Origin of the sequence: Streptomyces radicis (assembly GCF_003626575.1) — a bacterium.
Taxonomy (GTDB): domain Bacteria; phylum Actinomycetota; class Actinomycetes; order Streptomycetales; family Streptomycetaceae; genus Streptomyces; species Streptomyces radicis.
In genome coordinates this window covers 84,165-98,189 of the sequence record NZ_RBDY01000026.1, presented here as the reverse complement: position 1 = coordinate 98,189, position 14,025 = coordinate 84,165, and the positions used below count along the sequence as shown (strand labels likewise).

16 protein-coding genes are annotated in these 14,025 nt (G+C 73.6%); 6 read left to right on the top strand and 10 right to left on the bottom strand.

Going from position 1 to position 14,025, the window contains the following annotated elements; all coding sequences use genetic code 11:
• The first annotated feature begins 195 nt into the window (after window positions 1-195).
• Window positions 196-1,350 (top strand): PucR family transcriptional regulator, encoded by a 1,155-nt coding sequence (locus tag D7318_RS25550; protein WP_120699556.1) that lies wholly within the window; start codon window positions 196-198, stop codon window positions 1,348-1,350.
• Here D7318_RS25550 and D7318_RS25545 read toward each other — a convergent pair.
• The 4 genes from D7318_RS25545 to D7318_RS25530 form a co-directional block, all read right to left on the bottom strand.
• Window positions 1,320-2,309, bottom strand: a complete 990-nt coding sequence (locus D7318_RS25545; protein ID WP_120699555.1) for an alpha/beta hydrolase — start codon at window positions 2,307-2,309, stop codon at window positions 1,320-1,322. The genes D7318_RS25550 and D7318_RS25545 overlap by 31 nt on opposite strands.
• 352 nt (window positions 2,310-2,661) lie before the next feature.
• The gene (locus tag D7318_RS25540) at window positions 2,662-3,276 is read right to left on the bottom strand and encodes a short chain dehydrogenase (protein ID WP_120699554.1); all 615 of its coding nucleotides are present in this window, start codon (window positions 3,274-3,276) and stop codon (window positions 2,662-2,664) included.
• A gap of 60 nt (window positions 3,277-3,336) precedes the next feature.
• Window positions 3,337-3,933 (bottom strand): GNAT family N-acetyltransferase, encoded by a 597-nt coding sequence (locus tag D7318_RS25535; RefSeq protein ID WP_120699553.1) that lies wholly within the window; start codon window positions 3,931-3,933, stop codon window positions 3,337-3,339.
• A 227-nt stretch (window positions 3,934-4,160) separates the two neighbouring features.
• Window positions 4,161-4,883 (bottom strand): SigE family RNA polymerase sigma factor, encoded by a 723-nt coding sequence (locus tag D7318_RS25530; RefSeq protein ID WP_120699552.1) that lies wholly within the window; start codon window positions 4,881-4,883, stop codon window positions 4,161-4,163.
• Between the two features lie 232 nt (window positions 4,884-5,115).
• On the opposite strand from D7318_RS25530, the gene D7318_RS25525 reads away from it, so the two are divergent.
• The 4 genes from D7318_RS25525 (at window position 5,116) to D7318_RS25510 (ending at window position 8,771) form a co-directional block, all read left to right on the top strand.
• Entirely contained in the window at window positions 5,116-5,793 is a 678-nt protein-coding gene (locus D7318_RS25525; RefSeq protein WP_113690277.1) for a response regulator transcription factor, read from the top strand.
• Window positions 5,794-5,879: 86 nt separating this feature from the next.
• A complete protein-coding gene (locus tag D7318_RS25520) occupies window positions 5,880-7,418 on the top strand; it encodes a sensor histidine kinase (RefSeq protein WP_230424073.1) in 1,539 nt (512 codons plus the stop codon).
• Window positions 7,415-7,999, top strand: coding sequence for a hypothetical protein (locus tag D7318_RS25515; protein WP_120699551.1), 585 nt, complete (start codon window positions 7,415-7,417; stop codon window positions 7,997-7,999). The genes D7318_RS25520 and D7318_RS25515 overlap by 4 nt, the downstream gene beginning before the upstream one ends.
• A gap of 118 nt (window positions 8,000-8,117) precedes the next feature.
• Window positions 8,118-8,771: a VanZ family protein gene (locus tag D7318_RS25510; protein ID WP_220729803.1), complete on the top strand. Its 654-nt coding sequence runs from the start codon at window positions 8,118-8,120 to the stop codon at window positions 8,769-8,771.
• On the opposite strand, the gene D7318_RS33020 is transcribed toward D7318_RS25510, so the two are convergent.
• From D7318_RS33020 to D7318_RS25495, 3 genes are all read right to left on the bottom strand, one after another.
• Window positions 8,758-9,144, bottom strand: a complete 387-nt coding sequence (locus D7318_RS33020) for an ATP-binding protein (protein ID WP_183091602.1) — start codon at window positions 9,142-9,144, stop codon at window positions 8,758-8,760. The two genes, D7318_RS25510 and D7318_RS33020, sit on opposite strands and share 14 nt — an antisense overlap.
• A gap of 167 nt (window positions 9,145-9,311) precedes the next feature.
• Window positions 9,312-10,445, bottom strand: coding sequence for an adenosine deaminase (locus tag D7318_RS25500; protein ID WP_120699550.1), 1,134 nt, complete (start codon window positions 10,443-10,445; stop codon window positions 9,312-9,314).
• Window positions 10,446-10,477: 32 nt separating this feature from the next.
• Entirely contained in the window at window positions 10,478-11,455 is a 978-nt protein-coding gene (locus tag D7318_RS25495) for a LysR family transcriptional regulator (protein ID WP_120699549.1), read from the bottom strand.
• Window positions 11,456-11,549: 94 nt separating this feature from the next.
• Here D7318_RS25495 and D7318_RS25490 point away from each other — a divergent pair, with 94 nt between their 5' ends.
• On the top strand, window positions 11,550-12,800 hold the full coding sequence (locus tag D7318_RS25490) for an MFS transporter (RefSeq protein WP_120699548.1): 1,251 nt from the start codon (window positions 11,550-11,552) through the stop codon (window positions 12,798-12,800).
• Window positions 12,801-13,227: 427 nt separating this feature from the next.
• On the opposite strand, the gene D7318_RS25485 is transcribed toward D7318_RS25490, so the two are convergent.
• From D7318_RS25485 to D7318_RS33015, 3 genes are read right to left on the bottom strand one after another with little or no spacing between them, the layout of a single operon-like run.
• Complete coding sequence (locus D7318_RS25485; RefSeq protein WP_120699547.1) at window positions 13,228-13,467, bottom strand: hypothetical protein; 240 nt, start codon at window positions 13,465-13,467, stop codon at window positions 13,228-13,230.
• The gene (locus D7318_RS25480) at window positions 13,464-13,820 is read right to left on the bottom strand and encodes a hypothetical protein (RefSeq protein ID WP_120699546.1); all 357 of its coding nucleotides are present in this window, start codon (window positions 13,818-13,820) and stop codon (window positions 13,464-13,466) included. The genes D7318_RS25485 and D7318_RS25480 overlap by 4 nt, the downstream gene beginning before the upstream one ends.
• Complete coding sequence (locus D7318_RS33015; RefSeq protein WP_183091601.1) at window positions 13,820-13,966, bottom strand: hypothetical protein; 147 nt, start codon at window positions 13,964-13,966, stop codon at window positions 13,820-13,822. The genes D7318_RS25480 and D7318_RS33015 overlap by 1 nt, the downstream gene beginning before the upstream one ends.
• Between the last annotated feature and the right edge of the window lie 59 nt (window positions 13,967-14,025).

The window sequence follows — 14,025 nt, the reverse complement described above, 5'->3', positions numbered from 1 at the left end:
CGCCGCCGACACCCTCAAACGCATCCACCACCCCCACCCCCACGAAGACTTCACCACCACCCCCACCACCACCCGCCTCACCACCCACCTCGAAACCAAAACCATCTGGCACACCACAGGACAGTGAGCCGAGCGCATCAGCTGATGCGTGCACGACACTGGTGGTCGATTTCGCTGCCTTCCTACACTGCGAAGGTGAAGGGTTTGCTTCTGCGGCTGTCGTCCCTGGACGCGGACGCCGCCGCCGCGGTGCGGGTGATCGCGCACTTCCAGGCGTTACTGAGCGTCGGCACGGTCGATCCGGTGGTGCTGGTGCGTTCGACGGCCGGGCTCGTCCACTGCCCGGCCGGTCTCGAACGGCCCGAAGGGCGCGTGGTGCGGTTCGCGCCCGACGGGGTCGCGCTGCCCGGCGTCCCCGGGCCCGTGTCGGCCAGGCTCGCGCTGCGCCCCGGCGGGCAGGTGTGGCTCGAACGGAACGGCGAGCCCGGCCCGTTGGACGAGCTGGTGCTCGAGTGGATGGCGATCGCGGCCGACATGGGGCCGCCGCGGCACGTGCGTTCGCCGCATGTGGCCGACCCCGCGCTGGTCGAGACGGTGCTGTCCGAGCGCGAGGCCGTCGAGGACCGGGGCCGGGCGCTGCGGCTCCTCGGCCTCGACCCCGAGCTGCCCCTGCGCGTCGTCGCCGTGGTCGGCGGCGGCGAGACGGACGCGGGGATCGAGGCCGTGGCGCTCCTCGCGCGCGGGGGGCCGCGCGCGGGCGTGCGGATCGCGTCGATGGGCGCGTTGGCCGCCGTGCTGGTGCAACCAGGGGACGGTGGTGACGACTTGGCGCGCGAGCTGTCGGCGGCGGTGGCCGAGCGGACGCGGGAACGCGCCACTCGCGCCACTCACGCCCCGCGCGCGGCCGTTCGCGCGCGCGGGGTGCGGCTGGGGATCGGGGGTGGCGTCGCGCCGTTCCAGGCCGGGGCCTCGTGGGCGCAGGCGCGGACGGCGCTGCGGTTCGCGGTGGCGGGCGGCCCTGAGGAGCGGGTGGTGGACCATGACGCGCTGGGCTCGTTGGCGCTGCTCGCCGATGTGCCGACGGCCCGGCTGCGGGCCAACCCCGAGGTGCGGGCGCTGGCCGGTCTCGCCGGGCGGGACGGCGGGGACCTGAGCATCGCGGCGCTGGCGGCGTTCTGCCGGACCGGGTCGCTGCGCCAGGCCGCCGCCGCGCTGCATCTGCACCACAGCTCGGTGGCCGCGCGGCTGGCCGGGGCCGAGGCGGCACTCGGGCGGCGGCTGCGTGAGCCGCACGACCGGTTCCAGGCTCAACTGGCGCTCTACGCCTGGCGGTTGTCCGTCGCCGAGTGACGCGGTGGCACGTCGGCGGCGCCAAGACCCGCCCGGATCGCGGTCAGCGCGTCGTCCGTCACGCGCCGCGCGACCGCCGAGTGCGCCACGACGACCGCGCCGTGGAAGGTGCCGGGGTAGCACAGCAGCGTGGTGGGCACCCCTGCGCCGCGCAGCGCCCCGACGTAGGCCAACGCCTCGTCGCGCAGCGGGTCGTACTCCATCACCGCGACGGACGCCGGGGGCAGCCCGGCCAGGTCAACGGCGCGGGCGGGCGCGGCGTACGCGGACACCTCGGCGCTCCCCGGGACGCCGGGGCCCAGGTAGGCGTCCCAGCTGAGCTGCGCGTTGCGCCGGTTCCACACGGGCGTGTCGGTGAACTCGCGCGCGCTGCCCGTCGTCAACCGGTCGTCGACGGCGGGGCTGTGGAGGTGCTGGTGGCGGATCGCGGGGCCGCCGCGGTCGCGGGCGAGCAGGGTGAGCCCTGCGGCCAGGCCCGCGCCCGCGCTGTCGCCCCACAGCCCGATCCGGTCGGGCGCGACGCCGAGCGCGGCGGCGTTGTCGGCGAGCCAGCGCAGCGCCGCCCAGCAGTCGTCGAGGGCGGCGGGGAAGGGGTGTTCGGGCGCGAGGCGGTAGTCGACGGCGACGACGACGGCGGGCAGCTCGCGGCACAGCAGGACGTTGCTCTCGTGGTCCACGTCGGGCGAGCCGAGGACGAAGCCGCCGCCGTGCATGCTGAGCAGGGCGGGCAACGGGCCCCGCGCGTCGGCCGGGCGGTGCACGCGCAGCGACAGCTCGGTCCCGGTGAGCGGGTCAGGCACGCGCTCGTCCCACACCGAGACGCCGGTGGCGTCCGCGTCGCGCATGGCCACCGCGAGCTCAGCGGCCTGCGCGGCCCTGGCGGCGGCCAGGTCGGAGATGTCCACCTCCGCCATCATGGCGACGGCGGCGGCCAGTTCGGGGTCCAGGGCATAGCGCATGCGCGTCCTTTCACTCCACCCCGCCGGTGACGCTCACGTGCGTTCACGCTCCCTCACGGTCCCTCGCCCCGAACGCTTCCATGCGCCGGCGCACGGGTCATCAGACAGTCGTCGGGGAAACGCCGCGCGCCGCCCGCCACTCGCGCGCGCCCCTTGACGCGCCCCGGGCGCTCTCTCCTACGGTCCCCCCGCCCGCGCCCGACCGCCTCGTCCCCACCGCGAACCCGCCGTCAACCGCCATCGAGGAGCCGCCCCATGAGAAGACCACGCAGCACGCATCCACCCGCCGGGCTCGCCGCCGCGCTCCACCACCGCCACCGCGATCCCGGGTGACTCCCTGACCGACGGGCGCTCAACCGACCAGGAGCGTCCGCCCGTTGGCGTCCCCCTCGATCGCCTCGGCGTAGCGGGCCGCGACCTCGGCCGCGGGCGTCCCGCCCGCGGGGTCGAGGCCGAGGGCGGCGAGCGTCTCGGCGACCCAACCGGGGCTCACGACGTTCAGCCGCAGGCCGCGCGGCAGCTCGGCGGACGCGGCGCGGACGAACGCCTCGAGGCCCCCGTTGATCAGGTGCCCGAGCGAGGCGCCCGTCAGGTCGTCGGGGATGCGGCCACTGGTCAACGTGATGGAGCCACCGTCCGCGAGCGCGCCCAGGGCACGGCGGACCAGGGCGACCTGGCCGAGCAGCTTGGCGTCGAGGCCCGTGAGGAACTCCGCGTCCGACGGGGTGTCGAGCGGGGCCATCGCGCCGCTGGCCGCGCAGCACACCACCGCGTCGACCGGGCCCGTCGCCGCGAGCAGGGCCTCGACGGACGCCGGGTCGGCGATGTCGACGCGCGGCCCTGGGCCGCTCCTCGACGCGCGCACGACGGCGTGGCCACGGGCGGCGAGGGCGTCGGCGACGGCGGAACCGATGGTGCCGGTGGCCCCGATGACCAAGGCTCGGCGTCGGGTGGGCTCGGGAGGCATGGGTGGGTCCCTCGGGTCGGTCGATGAGGTGGGCAGCGCGGATGGGGGTGTGCGACGGCGTCACGAGCCCCGGCCATCGGGGCCACCGGCCCCGATCGGCTGGCTGAGGCGTCGGCACACGTGGACGCGGGAGAACGCCTTCCGCGCCTCCTCCTCGAGCTCAAGACCGGCGTGGGCGAACACGGTCACCGGGCGGATCCCCGGCCGCGGGAGCACGGCGTTCTCCGGCTCGTCCTCGCGGGAGTAGGAGTCGGCGAAGACATGGAGGTAGTGCTCGCTCTCGGCGAAGCCGCACGCGGCGTACCACCCCAGGGTGGCGGGGTCGTCCCGTGTCCACGCGTCGAGTGTCGTGGCCCCGGCGGCGACGGCCCGCGAACGCGCCGCGTCCACCAGGGCCGTGCCTATGCCCCGTCCCTGGTGGTCGGGGTGAACGGCGACGGTTTCGATTGTGGCGAGCTCCCCCTGGACCGCGACGTCGAGCGCCCCGGCCACCGAGCCGTCACCGGCCACCGCGACCAGGGAGAAGCCGGGCGGCGCCATGACGGGCTTGCGCCGGAGCACGTTGTCGAAATAGGCCGTGGCCAGGAAGGACAACACCCGGCAGCGCAGCCATGATCCCTCGTCGCTCGGCCGATAGTCGCGCACCTCGTATCGCACCCCACCAGTGTGACGGCCCCCACTGACAGTCGGCCAACGGTTAATCCCCGGCGACCGGTTGACGCCACACAACGCGGTGCGGGGCCCGGCCGTACCCCCCGGTCGACCGGACCCCGTGCCCCCCGTTGCCCCCCGTGTCCCCCCGGGCTCCGCGCCCCCGCGCGGAACCCCGTTCCCCCGTTCCCCCGTGTTCCCCCGCGCCCTTCCCCTCGGGCTCCCCCGCCCCGTCAGGCGACCAGCTGGCCGAAGGACTCCCCCTGGTCCTGGCCTGGGCTGAGCGCCCGGTCCTCGCGCAGCCGACGCAGGGTGCGCCAGATGCTGCTCTTCACCGTGCCGACGCTGATGTTGAGCGTGTCGGCGATCTCCGGGTCGGTGCGACCCTCGTAGTAGCGGAGCACCAGCATCGTCCGCTGCTGCTCGGGCAGCCGCGCCAACGCCTGCCACAGCACGGTGCGCAGCTCGGTGCCGCGCATCGTGTCCAGCTCGCCCGGCGCCTCGGGCAGCTCCTCGGTCGGGTACTCGTTGAGCTTCCTGCGCCGCCACGCGCTGATGTGCAGGTTCGTCATGGTCCGCCGCAGGTAGCCGCCGACCGCCGCCTTGTCGCTGATCCGGTCCCAGGCGCGGTACGTCGAGAGCAGCGCGCTCTGGAGCAGGTCCTCCGCCTCGTGCCGGTCCCCCGTCAGATGGAAGGCCGTGGCGTACAGGGAGGCGCGGCGCTCACGCACGTAGGCGGTGAACTCCGCCTCCGTGGCCCCCTCGCGCCGCGCGCTCCCGGCTCGCCCCCCACGCGCGTCCACCGAGGTCAGGTGGGGCGGACGCTGATGCCCGTGGCCTCGGCGTCCCCCATGCCGCGTGGCCCCGGGCTTCTCCCCGCAACGGACGGGAACCATCGCGGCGGTCGGGCGCGTCTCGCTCACCGCCGTGGCCGTGATGTCGTGCACTGCGCTCATTCCCGCTCCCCCATCGTGACGTCCGTCCGTCTCTCGTTGGGGAATACCTTGCCGGGCCAGTTTCATCGCCCGGTCGCCCGTCTGTCACAGCGGTGTCACAGGGGAAGGGCGCCTCCGCACGCCCCGCGGAGCCCCGCCGGGCGAGCCTTGAAAGGCGCCGGAACACCTGACGGGAACGCTTCAAGGTACGGGCGCTCGTACTCCGGGCGGTCCATAGGCCACAATGAGCCGCGTGGCTTTCCTGTTGCTGATCGAGGACGACGAGGCGGTGCGGACGGCCCTGGAGATGAGCCTGACTCGCCAGGGGCACCGCGTCGTGACCGCGGCGACGGGAGAGGACGGCCTCAAGCTCCTGCGCGAGCAACGCCCCGACCTCATCGTCCTCGACGTGATGCTGCCCGGCATCGACGGCTTCGAGGTGTGCCGCCGCATCCGCCGCACCGATCAGCTGCCGATCATCCTGCTGACCGCGCGCAGCGACGACATCGACGTGGTCGTGGGGCTCGAGTCGGGCGCCGACGACTACGTGGTCAAGCCGGTCCAAGGCCGCGTCCTCGACGCCAGGATCCGCGCGGTGATGCGGCGCGGGGAGCGGGAGTCCAACGACTCGGCGACGTTCGGCTCGATCGTCATCGACCGGGCCGCGATGACCGTGACGAAGAACGGCGCCGACCTCCAGCTCACCCCCACCGAGCTGCGCCTCCTGCTCGAGCTGAGCCGCAGGCCGGGGCAGGCGCTGTCCCGGCAGCAGCTGCTGCGCCTGGTGTGGGAGCACGACTACCTCGGCGACTCGCGCCTCGTGGACGCCTGTGTGCAGCGGCTGCGCGCCAAGGTCGAGGACGTGCCCTCGTCGCCCAAGCTGATCCGCACCGTCCGGGGTGTGGGGTACCGGCTGGACGCGCCTTCGTGAGCGTTGCCCCCGAAGACCCCGAGGACCCCGGAGCCTCGCGCCCCGGCGCGCGCCCGGCGCAGGCCGACGCCCCGCGCGAGGGGCGCATACGCGGCTGGCTCCGCGCGCTGCTCCGGCTCACCAGCCTGCGGCTGCGCCTGGTCACGGTGTTCGCGCTCGTCGCGCTCGTGGCCGCCGTCTCGGTCTCCGGCATCGCCTACTGGCTCAACCGCGACGCCGTCCTGACCCGCGCGCAGAACGCCGCCCTGCGCGACTTCCGCGAGACCCTCGGCGAGCAGGCCAGCGTCCTGCCCGAGGAGTCCAGCTGCGGCGACTACACCGGCATGGCCGGGGCCGTCGCCCGCAACACCCTCGACTACCAGGTGGTCCTGCGCGCCGAGCCCGCCGAGGGCGGCCGGATATGCACCGCCGAGTCCGACCCCGCCGTCTTCGCGTACGCGATGGTGCCCGACTCGCTCGTCGAGGCGGTCAACGACCGGCGCGACGGCGACGGCGAGGCCGCGTACCACCTCTACTGGCAGCGGATCACCGTGGACGGCGACCCGTACCTCATCGGCGGCACCCGGGTCATGGGCGGCGGCCCCACCGGCTACATGTATGTCTCCCTCGCGCCCGAGCGCGACGACCTCAACTCCCTCGCCTGGTCCCTCGGCATAGCCACCGCGTTGGCCGTCATCGGCTCGGTCCTGCTCGCCCAGGCCGCCGCGACCATGGTGCTCCGCCCCGTGCAGCGGCTGAGCGACGCGGCCCAACGCCTCGGCGAGGGCAAGCTCGACACCCGCCTCGAGGTGCGGGGCGCGGACGAGCTGGCCGAGCTGACCCGGACGTTCAACCGCTCCGTCGCCTCCCTCGAGCAGCGCGTGAAGGACCTCAGCGCCCGCGAGGCCGCGAGCCGCCGTTTCGTCGCCGACATGTCGCACGAGCTGCGCACCCCCATGACGGCCATCACCGCCATGACGGAGGTCCTGGAGGACGAGGTGGACAACCTCGACCCGATGATCGCCCCCGCCGTCCAGCTGGTGGTCAGCGAGACCCGGCGGCTGAACGACCTGGTGGAGAACCTGATGGAGGTCACCCGCTTCGACGCGGGCACCGCCCGCATGGTCCTCGACGAGGTGGACATCGCCGACCAGGTGACCGCCTGCATCGACGCCCGCGCGTGGCTCGACGCCGTCGAGCTGAACGCCGACCGCGGCATCATCGCCCGCCTCGACCCACGCCGCCTCGACGTCATCCTGGCCAACCTCATCGGCAACGCGCTCAAGCACGGCGGCTCCCCCGTGAGCGTCACCATCCGCGAGGAGGCGGCGGCCCACGGCGCGAGCACCGTGCTCGTCGAGGTCGCCGACCGCGGGCCCGGCATCCCCGACGAGGTGCTGCCCCACGTCTTCGACCGCTTCTACAAGGCCAGCGCCTCACGCCCGCGCTCCGACGGCAGCGGCCTCGGCCTCTCGATCGCGCTGGAGAACGCCCACCTGCACGGGGGCGACATCAGCGCCCACAACGCGAAGGACGGCGGCGCCGTGTTCACGCTGCGGCTCCCCCGCGAGCCCGACCTCCCCGAACGCCAGCCCGCGGGCGCGGAGTCCAGGCCCGGCGGCCCGGCGGAAGGGGAGCCCGGATGACCGCGCGACGTGGCTGGCTCGCGGTCTGCGCGCTCACGCTGCTCTCCCTGGCCGGGTGCGGCATACGGCCCACCGAAGTGCCGGTGGACGCGGGGCCCGCGCCCACGCGCGCCACGTGCGACACCCGCCCCGAGCTCGTCGACGGCGCCACCTCGGACGTCTACCTGCTGTGCGGCTCGCACATCGAGTCCGTGCGCCGCCCCGTCGAGCTGCCGGGCCAGGACGACCGGGTGGCCGTCGCCGAGGCGCTGCTCGCCGAGCTCCAGAGCCACCCCGAGGACGACGAGCGCGAGGCGGGCTTCACGAGCGAGGTCCCCGCCTCGCTCCGGGTGACGGGCCCCGAGGCCGACGACCCCGCGCCCGCGCTGCGGCTGAGCAGCAAGCCGAGCGAGCTGACCGCCGTCGCGCTGGTGCAGATCATCTGCACCTTCGCCCACAGCGACTCCCTCGGCGGCAACGGGCACACCGTCCTGCTCGGCGGCCCGGGGTCGCACACGAGCGAGGCGCCGCGCCCCTACACGTGCACCTCGGCGATGCGCACAAGCCCCGAGGCCGCGCACAGCCCCGTCGACGTCTCGTAGAAGCCGCGTACGCGCGGGAGCCGCGGCGCGGTGTGACGTCGTGCGCGGTGTGACGTGGTCGGCGCGGTGTGACGTGGTCGAGGGAACCGCGGCGCGCGGGTCCCGCGTCCTGATCCCCGTGCAGCATCACCCCGCGGGCTCCACCGGGCCCGAAGCCGGTCCGCGCCCGCGGCTGGCGGCTCTGACCCTCCTGCTGGCGTACCTCGTCGGCGTCGCATGGCTCGCGCTGCGTCCCCTCGACGTGCTGTGGGTCTCCCCCGCCAACCTCCAACCGCTGGTCACCATCAGGGCCGACGTCGAGCGCGGCCCGGCCGAGGCGCTGCGCACGATCGGCGCCGGGATGCTGCGCCTCGCCCCCCTCGGCGTGCTGCTGCCCCTGCTCGGAAAGCGCCTCGGCGGGCCCAGGTTCGCCTCACTGATCCGCACCGGCTTCGTCGGCGGCATGATCGCGCTGGCCATCGAGGGGCTCCAGACGCTCGTGCCGAGCCGCGTCGCCGACGTGGACACGGTGATCCTCAACACGCTCGGCATCATGGTCGCCCACCAGCTGTGCTACGCCCTGCTGCGCGCCCGCGTGCTGGGCGAACGCCCGGGGCACGGCGTGTGGCTGCCCGCCCAGCGCAGGCGTTCACCCGCCCGTGAGGCGGCGCCCGAGCGGCACATGGGCCGGGGCCGGGCCCGCCGCCACGCCTCGGCGCTCGCGACACACGGACAGGGCCCGCTCCCCCCGGGGGAACGGGCCCTGTCGCTGCGGGGCGTCAGCCGAGGCTGACCCCGCTGAGCGCGTCGGTGGGCAGGCCGAGGCCCGAAGGGTCGATCGGCAGGTTCCCGAGAACGCCCGTGAGGCCGCCGGTCGGCTTCTTCTTGGTGTGCGCGAGGGTGTCGGCGGCCAGCGGCGCGCTCTCGGTCGCGCCCTGCACCAGCCCCGTGCCCGAGCGGACGAGGTCGCCCGTGCCGCTCGTGGTCCGGTCGAGCGTCGAGGAGTCGAGCGCCGTGGAGTCGAGCGCGGGCAGCGTACGCGTCACGTCGCTCGCCGCCCCGCTGAGGCTGTCGGTGGGCGCGGCCGCGGCGGTGCCCGCCACAGCCGCGGTGAACGCCGCACCGAGTGCGGCCACGCCGATGGACTTCACAATTGCCTGCTTCATTTCTGTCACTACGTCCTTGAGTGGGGTTTCGAGCGGCCCGCAGAAGGTAACCGCTGAAATGCCGGGACCGCAATGAATCGAAATGCGCGCGGTTACCCGTAACCCACGGGCCCCGAAAAGTAGTACCGGCGGGCCCCCAAGGCCGTGACCCTCGGTATCGCCGCAGGTCAGGACCGCACGGAACCCCGCTGCCCAAACAGCCATTCGGAGCGTAGCGCGGCATACCCGGGCTTGATCACCTCGTTGATCATCGCGAGACGTTCATCGAAAGGAATGAACGCGCTTTTCATCGCATTGACCGTGAACCACTGGAGATCATCCAGCGTGTAACGGAAAGTCCCTACCAGATGGGTGAATTCGCGACTCATGCTCGTGCCGCTCATGAGCCGATTGTCCGTATTGACGGTCGCCCGAAAGCCGAGGCGGCGCAGCAGCCCGATCGGATGCTCCGCGTACGAGGCCGCGGCGCCGGTCTGGAGGTTGGACGTGGGGCACAGCTCGAGCGGGATCCGCTTGTCCCGCACATACGCCGCGAGCCGCCCGAGCGTCACCGAGCCGTCGTCGGCCACCTTGATGTCGTCGATGATCCGCACCCCGTGCCCGAGCCGGTCGGCGCCGCACCACTGGAGCGCCTGCCAGATCGACGGCAGCCCGAACGCCTCGCCCGCGTGGATCGTGAAGTGGTTGTTCTCCCGCTTCAGGAACTCGAACGCGTCCAGGTGCCTGGTGGGCGGGAACCCCGCCTCGGCGCCCGCGATGTCGAAGCCGACGACGCCGAGGTCGCGGTAGCGGTTGGCCAGCTCGGCGATCTCCAGGGCGCGCGCGGCGTGCCGCATCGCGGTGAGCAGCGCGCCCACCCTGATGCGGTTCCCTTCGGCCGCGGCGAGCCGTTCGCCCTCGCGGAAGCCCGCGTTGACCGCCTCGACGACCTGCTCCAGGCTCAGCCCGCGCGCGACGTGCTGCTCGGGCGCGTACCGCACCTCGGCGTAGACCACGCCGTCGGCGGCCAGGTCGCGCACGCACTCGGCGGCGACGCGGGCGAGCGCCTCCTCGGTCTGCATCACGCCGACGGTGTGCGCGAACGTCTCCAGATAGCGTTCGAGCGAGCCCGAGTCGGCCGCCTCGCGGAACCAGGCGCCGAGCGCGTCGGGGTCATCGGCGGGCAGCCGGTCGTAGCCCTGCTCGGCGGCGAGCTCGACGACGGTCGCGGGGCGCAGGCCGCCGTCCAGATGGTCGTGCAGCAGCACCTTGGGCGCGCGCAGGATGTGCTCGGGGCTCGGCGGTGTCTGGCTCGGGGTCACATGGCCATGCTAGCGGCTACGCGCGTAGAGGCTCACTCCGCAGGCGTGGGCCCGGGCCCCGGCGCGGGCTCCGGCTCGGGACCGGTGATGCGCCCCCTGCGGCCCAGCAGGAACCGCTTGAAGTCGGCGACCGGGCGCGTGTCGGGGTGGCCCGCCATCCACGCGACGCCGATCTCGCGCACCGCGCGCGGCGCGCTCACCGCCAACTCCCTTACGCCGGGCCGCGGAACGGTCGGCGGCGGCAGGAGCGAGACGCCGAGCCCGGCCGCGACCAGGCCGCGCAGCGTCTCGGGCTCCTCGCCCTCGAACGCGACGCGCGGCCTGAACCCCGCCTGCTCGCACAGCGCGTCGGTCAGCCTGCGCAGGCCGTAGCCGGGCTCGAGGGTGACGAACGGCTCGTCCGCCGCCTCGCCGAGCCGCACCCGCCGCCGCGTGGCGAGCCGGTGGTCCGCGGGCACGACGAGGTGGAGCCGCTGCTCGTCGAGGCGGCGCGTGACCAGGTCGGGCGCCTCGGGCACGGGCGACGTCAGGCACAGGTCCAACTCGCCCGCGCGCATCCGTTCGATCATGTCCTCGCCATAGCTCTGCACGAGCGCGAAGCGGACCCGCGGGTGGCTCTCGCGGAACTCCCGCAGCAGCGCGGGCACCGTCTCCGGACCCATGGTGTGCAGGAAGCCGAACGCCACCTTGCCCGCCGCCGGGTCCGCGTCCGAGCGCACGGCGTCGGCGGCGCGTTCGACCTCGCCGAGGGCGCGTTCGCAGGAGCGGGCGAACGCGCGGCCCGCGGGCGTGAGCGACACCGTGCGGCCGTGGCGGGCAAGCAGCGAGACGCCGAGGTCGGCCTCGAGGCGCGCGATGGCGCGGCTCAGGGTGGGCTGGGGCACGCCCAACTCGGCCGCGGCCTGCGTGATGTGCTCGTACCGCGCGACCGCGGCGAACTGCGTGAGGCGCGGCGCGAGCAGCCCCGACCATGAGCCCGAGGCGAGTTCGGCGGCGGCGTTCGACGACATGGTGGGCCCCTCACCTGCGGTGATGCGTATGGGATATGAATTATCGCATCCTCATGCATTGGACGCATGAGACGGGCGGTCGTACGTTGGCGGCATGCCTACCACCTCGGAGGCTCCCGTCACCTCGGGGGCCTCTCTTCCGCCGTCCCCGCCCGCCACCGCGGGCGGCTCACCGCTCCGGCGCATCAACCTCGCGCTGTTCGCCCTCGGCATGGCCACGTTCGCGATGCTGTTCGCGACGCAGGCGCTGCTGCCCGACATCGCCGCCGCGTACGGCGTCGACCCGGGGCGGGCGAGCTGGACCGTCTCCGCGACCACCATCGGCCTCGCCGCCGCGGTGCTGCCGCTGAGCGCGGTGTCCGAACGCTTCGGGCGGCGGCGGACGATGACCGTATCGGTCGCGGTGGCGGTCGCGCTCGCGGTGGTGATCCCGTTCGCGCCCGACCTGTCGACGCTGATCGCGCTGCGGGCGTTGCAGGGCGCGGCGATCGCGGGCATCCCCGCATCGGCGGTCGCGTATCTGTCGGAGGAGCTGCCGCCGCGGTCCACGGTGGGCGCGGTCGGCCTGTTCATCGCGGGGAACAGCGTGGGCGGCATGTCGGGGCGCGTGCTGACCGGCTGGATCGCCGACGGCTTCGGCTGGCGGGCCGCGCTGGGCGCGGTGGCCGTGCTCGGCCTGGTCGCCGCGGTGATCTTCCGCGCGCTGCTGCCGCGTTCGCGCAACTTCACGCCCGCGTCGCTGCGCCCGCGCCTGGTGCTGCGGTCGCTGCGCGGCCACCTGTCGCGGCCGCTGCTGCTGCGCCTGTACGCGATCGGCGCGCTGCTGATGGCGGCGTTCAGCGCGGTGTACACGGTGATCGGCTTCCGCCTCGTGGAGGAGCCGTTCAACCTCTCGGCGGGCCTCGCGGGTTCGGTCTTCGTCGTCTACCTCGTGGGCACGGGATCGTCGTCGGCGACGGGCCCGCTGATGGACCGCCTCGGGCGGCGCGGCGCGCTGTATGTGGCGATCGCCACGGTGTCGTCGGGCCTGCTGCTGAGCCTGGTCGACCACCTGGCGGCGGTCCTGACGGCGCTGGTGCTGATCACGGCGGGCTTCTTCTTCGGCCACGCGGTGGCCTCGGGCTCGGTGAGCAGGGTCGCCGAACACGGCAGGGCGCAGGCGTCGGCGCTGTACCAGGTGGCGTACTACACGGGCGCGAGCGCGGGCGGCACCCTCGGCGCGTCGATCTACCACCACTCGTCGTGGCCTGGGCTTGTCGCCTTCGCCCTGGCCGCCCTGACGACAACGGCGGCGATCACGCTCTACGCGACCGCGCGCGCGGGGGCTTTGGCCAGGGCGGCCTGAGCCCCGTGACGTGCGGTCGGCCTGGTGGCGGGGCGGCGGCTACTGGCTGGACGTCCTCCCGTTCGCCGTCTGCCGGGCTTTTCCTTCGTCGGCGCGCGGGTTACTGACGGCACCTACGGGAGGGGGGGCGTCGGGTGTGCGGCCGTCCCTGTAACCGGTAGCTGGTTTCTTGGGTCGCGGCTGTGTCCGGAGCCGCGCGGCCACTTGCGGTGGCCCTTGGCCGGTCGGCCGGTGGTCGCTTACGGTGGCGCGCACCCTTCGGGCCTGCCCTGGCCGCCGCTATCGTCATGACCTGCGGATGTGCTGAGCTCATGTCGGGCTTACACGAGGCCGGGGTCTCTTTTGACACGCGGCACGTTTTGTTCAACACAACGTGTGCGCCGGGGCGTTGGCCAGGGCGGCGTGACCCGCGCTCGGCCGCAGCCGGTCAGCCGCGCCGCGTTCTGCGGACGAAGCCGGGGAGTTGGGAGACATGGCGGCTGGCCCACAGGACCGTGAAGCAGCCCATGTGGAACGACTCGCCCCCCGCGAAGTGCAGCAACTTCCCGCCGCCCGCGAGGGCCGTCATGTCGCACACCATGAACGGCGTGCCACCGATGACCAGTTGATCTCCGCACTTGATCGTGGAGGCGGTCACCTCGACGGCCACCATCCCGCTCTGGCTCATCGCACCACCACCGCGAGCCCGATCGTCAGGATCAACGCGCACCCCAGGACGACCTGGGCCACGATCTCGGCGCGCCCGGGTATCTCGTGCGGCCGGTCCGGCAGGCGTACGGCCCAGAACGACCGCGTCTGAAGCCCCGGCGCGTCCGCGCGCAGCGCGATCAACGATGTCGCGGGGTTGACGGACAGCCGCTCCCCGGAGACAAAGCTGATGGACAACTCGCCGTCACGCACAGCGACATGGTCGAGCACGATCAACGGCCGCCCGCCCAGGGTCAGTACATCCCCGCGCCGTATCGAGGCGGCCTCCACCTCGATCCGCCGTATCCCCGGCTCGATCTCGTCGCTGCGCATCACTTCTCCCCCAGCTTCTTGAGGTGTTCGTCGATGAGCTGGCTCAACTCGTCCCATTGGGCGGCCAGTTCTGCCGATCGGCGACGAGTGTCGTCGCACGCGGGTGTGTCGTCGGGGGGCGGTGGCTCCTCCGGAGTCGTCGTCATACAGTCACCTGCCGCTGCTTGAACCGCTGTTCGGGACATGTGCGCGGGAGAGGCACACA

What these genes read in the sequence shown, in the direction of transcription:
- D7318_RS25545 (WP_120699555.1), bottom strand. Translation starts at nt 2,309, where the DNA reads ATGCGCTATGCCCTGGACCCCGAACTGGCCGCCGCCGTCGCCATGATG.
- D7318_RS25540 (WP_120699554.1), bottom strand. Translation starts at nt 3,276, where the DNA reads ATGCCTCCCGAGCCCACCCGACGCCGAGCCTTGGTCATCGGGGCCACC.
- D7318_RS25530 (WP_120699552.1), bottom strand. Translation starts at nt 4,883, where the DNA reads ATGAGCGCAGTGCACGACATCACGGCCACGGCGGTGAGCGAGACGCGC.
- D7318_RS25515 (WP_120699551.1), top strand. Translation starts at nt 7,415, where the DNA reads ATGACCGCGCGACGTGGCTGGCTCGCGGTCTGCGCGCTCACGCTGCTC.
- D7318_RS33020 (WP_183091602.1), bottom strand. Translation starts at nt 9,144, where the DNA reads ATGAAGCAGGCAATTGTGAAGTCCATCGGCGTGGCCGCACTCGGTGCG.
- D7318_RS25495 (WP_120699549.1), bottom strand. Translation starts at nt 11,455, where the DNA reads ATGTCGTCGAACGCCGCCGCCGAACTCGCCTCGGGCTCATGGTCGGGG.
- D7318_RS25490 (WP_120699548.1), top strand. Translation starts at nt 11,550, where the DNA reads ATGCCTACCACCTCGGAGGCTCCCGTCACCTCGGGGGCCTCTCTTCCG.
- D7318_RS25485 (WP_120699547.1), bottom strand. Translation starts at nt 13,467, where the DNA reads ATGAGCCAGAGCGGGATGGTGGCCGTCGAGGTGACCGCCTCCACGATC.
- D7318_RS25480 (WP_120699546.1), bottom strand. Translation starts at nt 13,820, where the DNA reads ATGCGCAGCGACGAGATCGAGCCGGGGATACGGCGGATCGAGGTGGAG.
- D7318_RS33015 (WP_183091601.1), bottom strand. Translation starts at nt 13,966, where the DNA reads ATGACGACGACTCCGGAGGAGCCACCGCCCCCCGACGACACACCCGCG.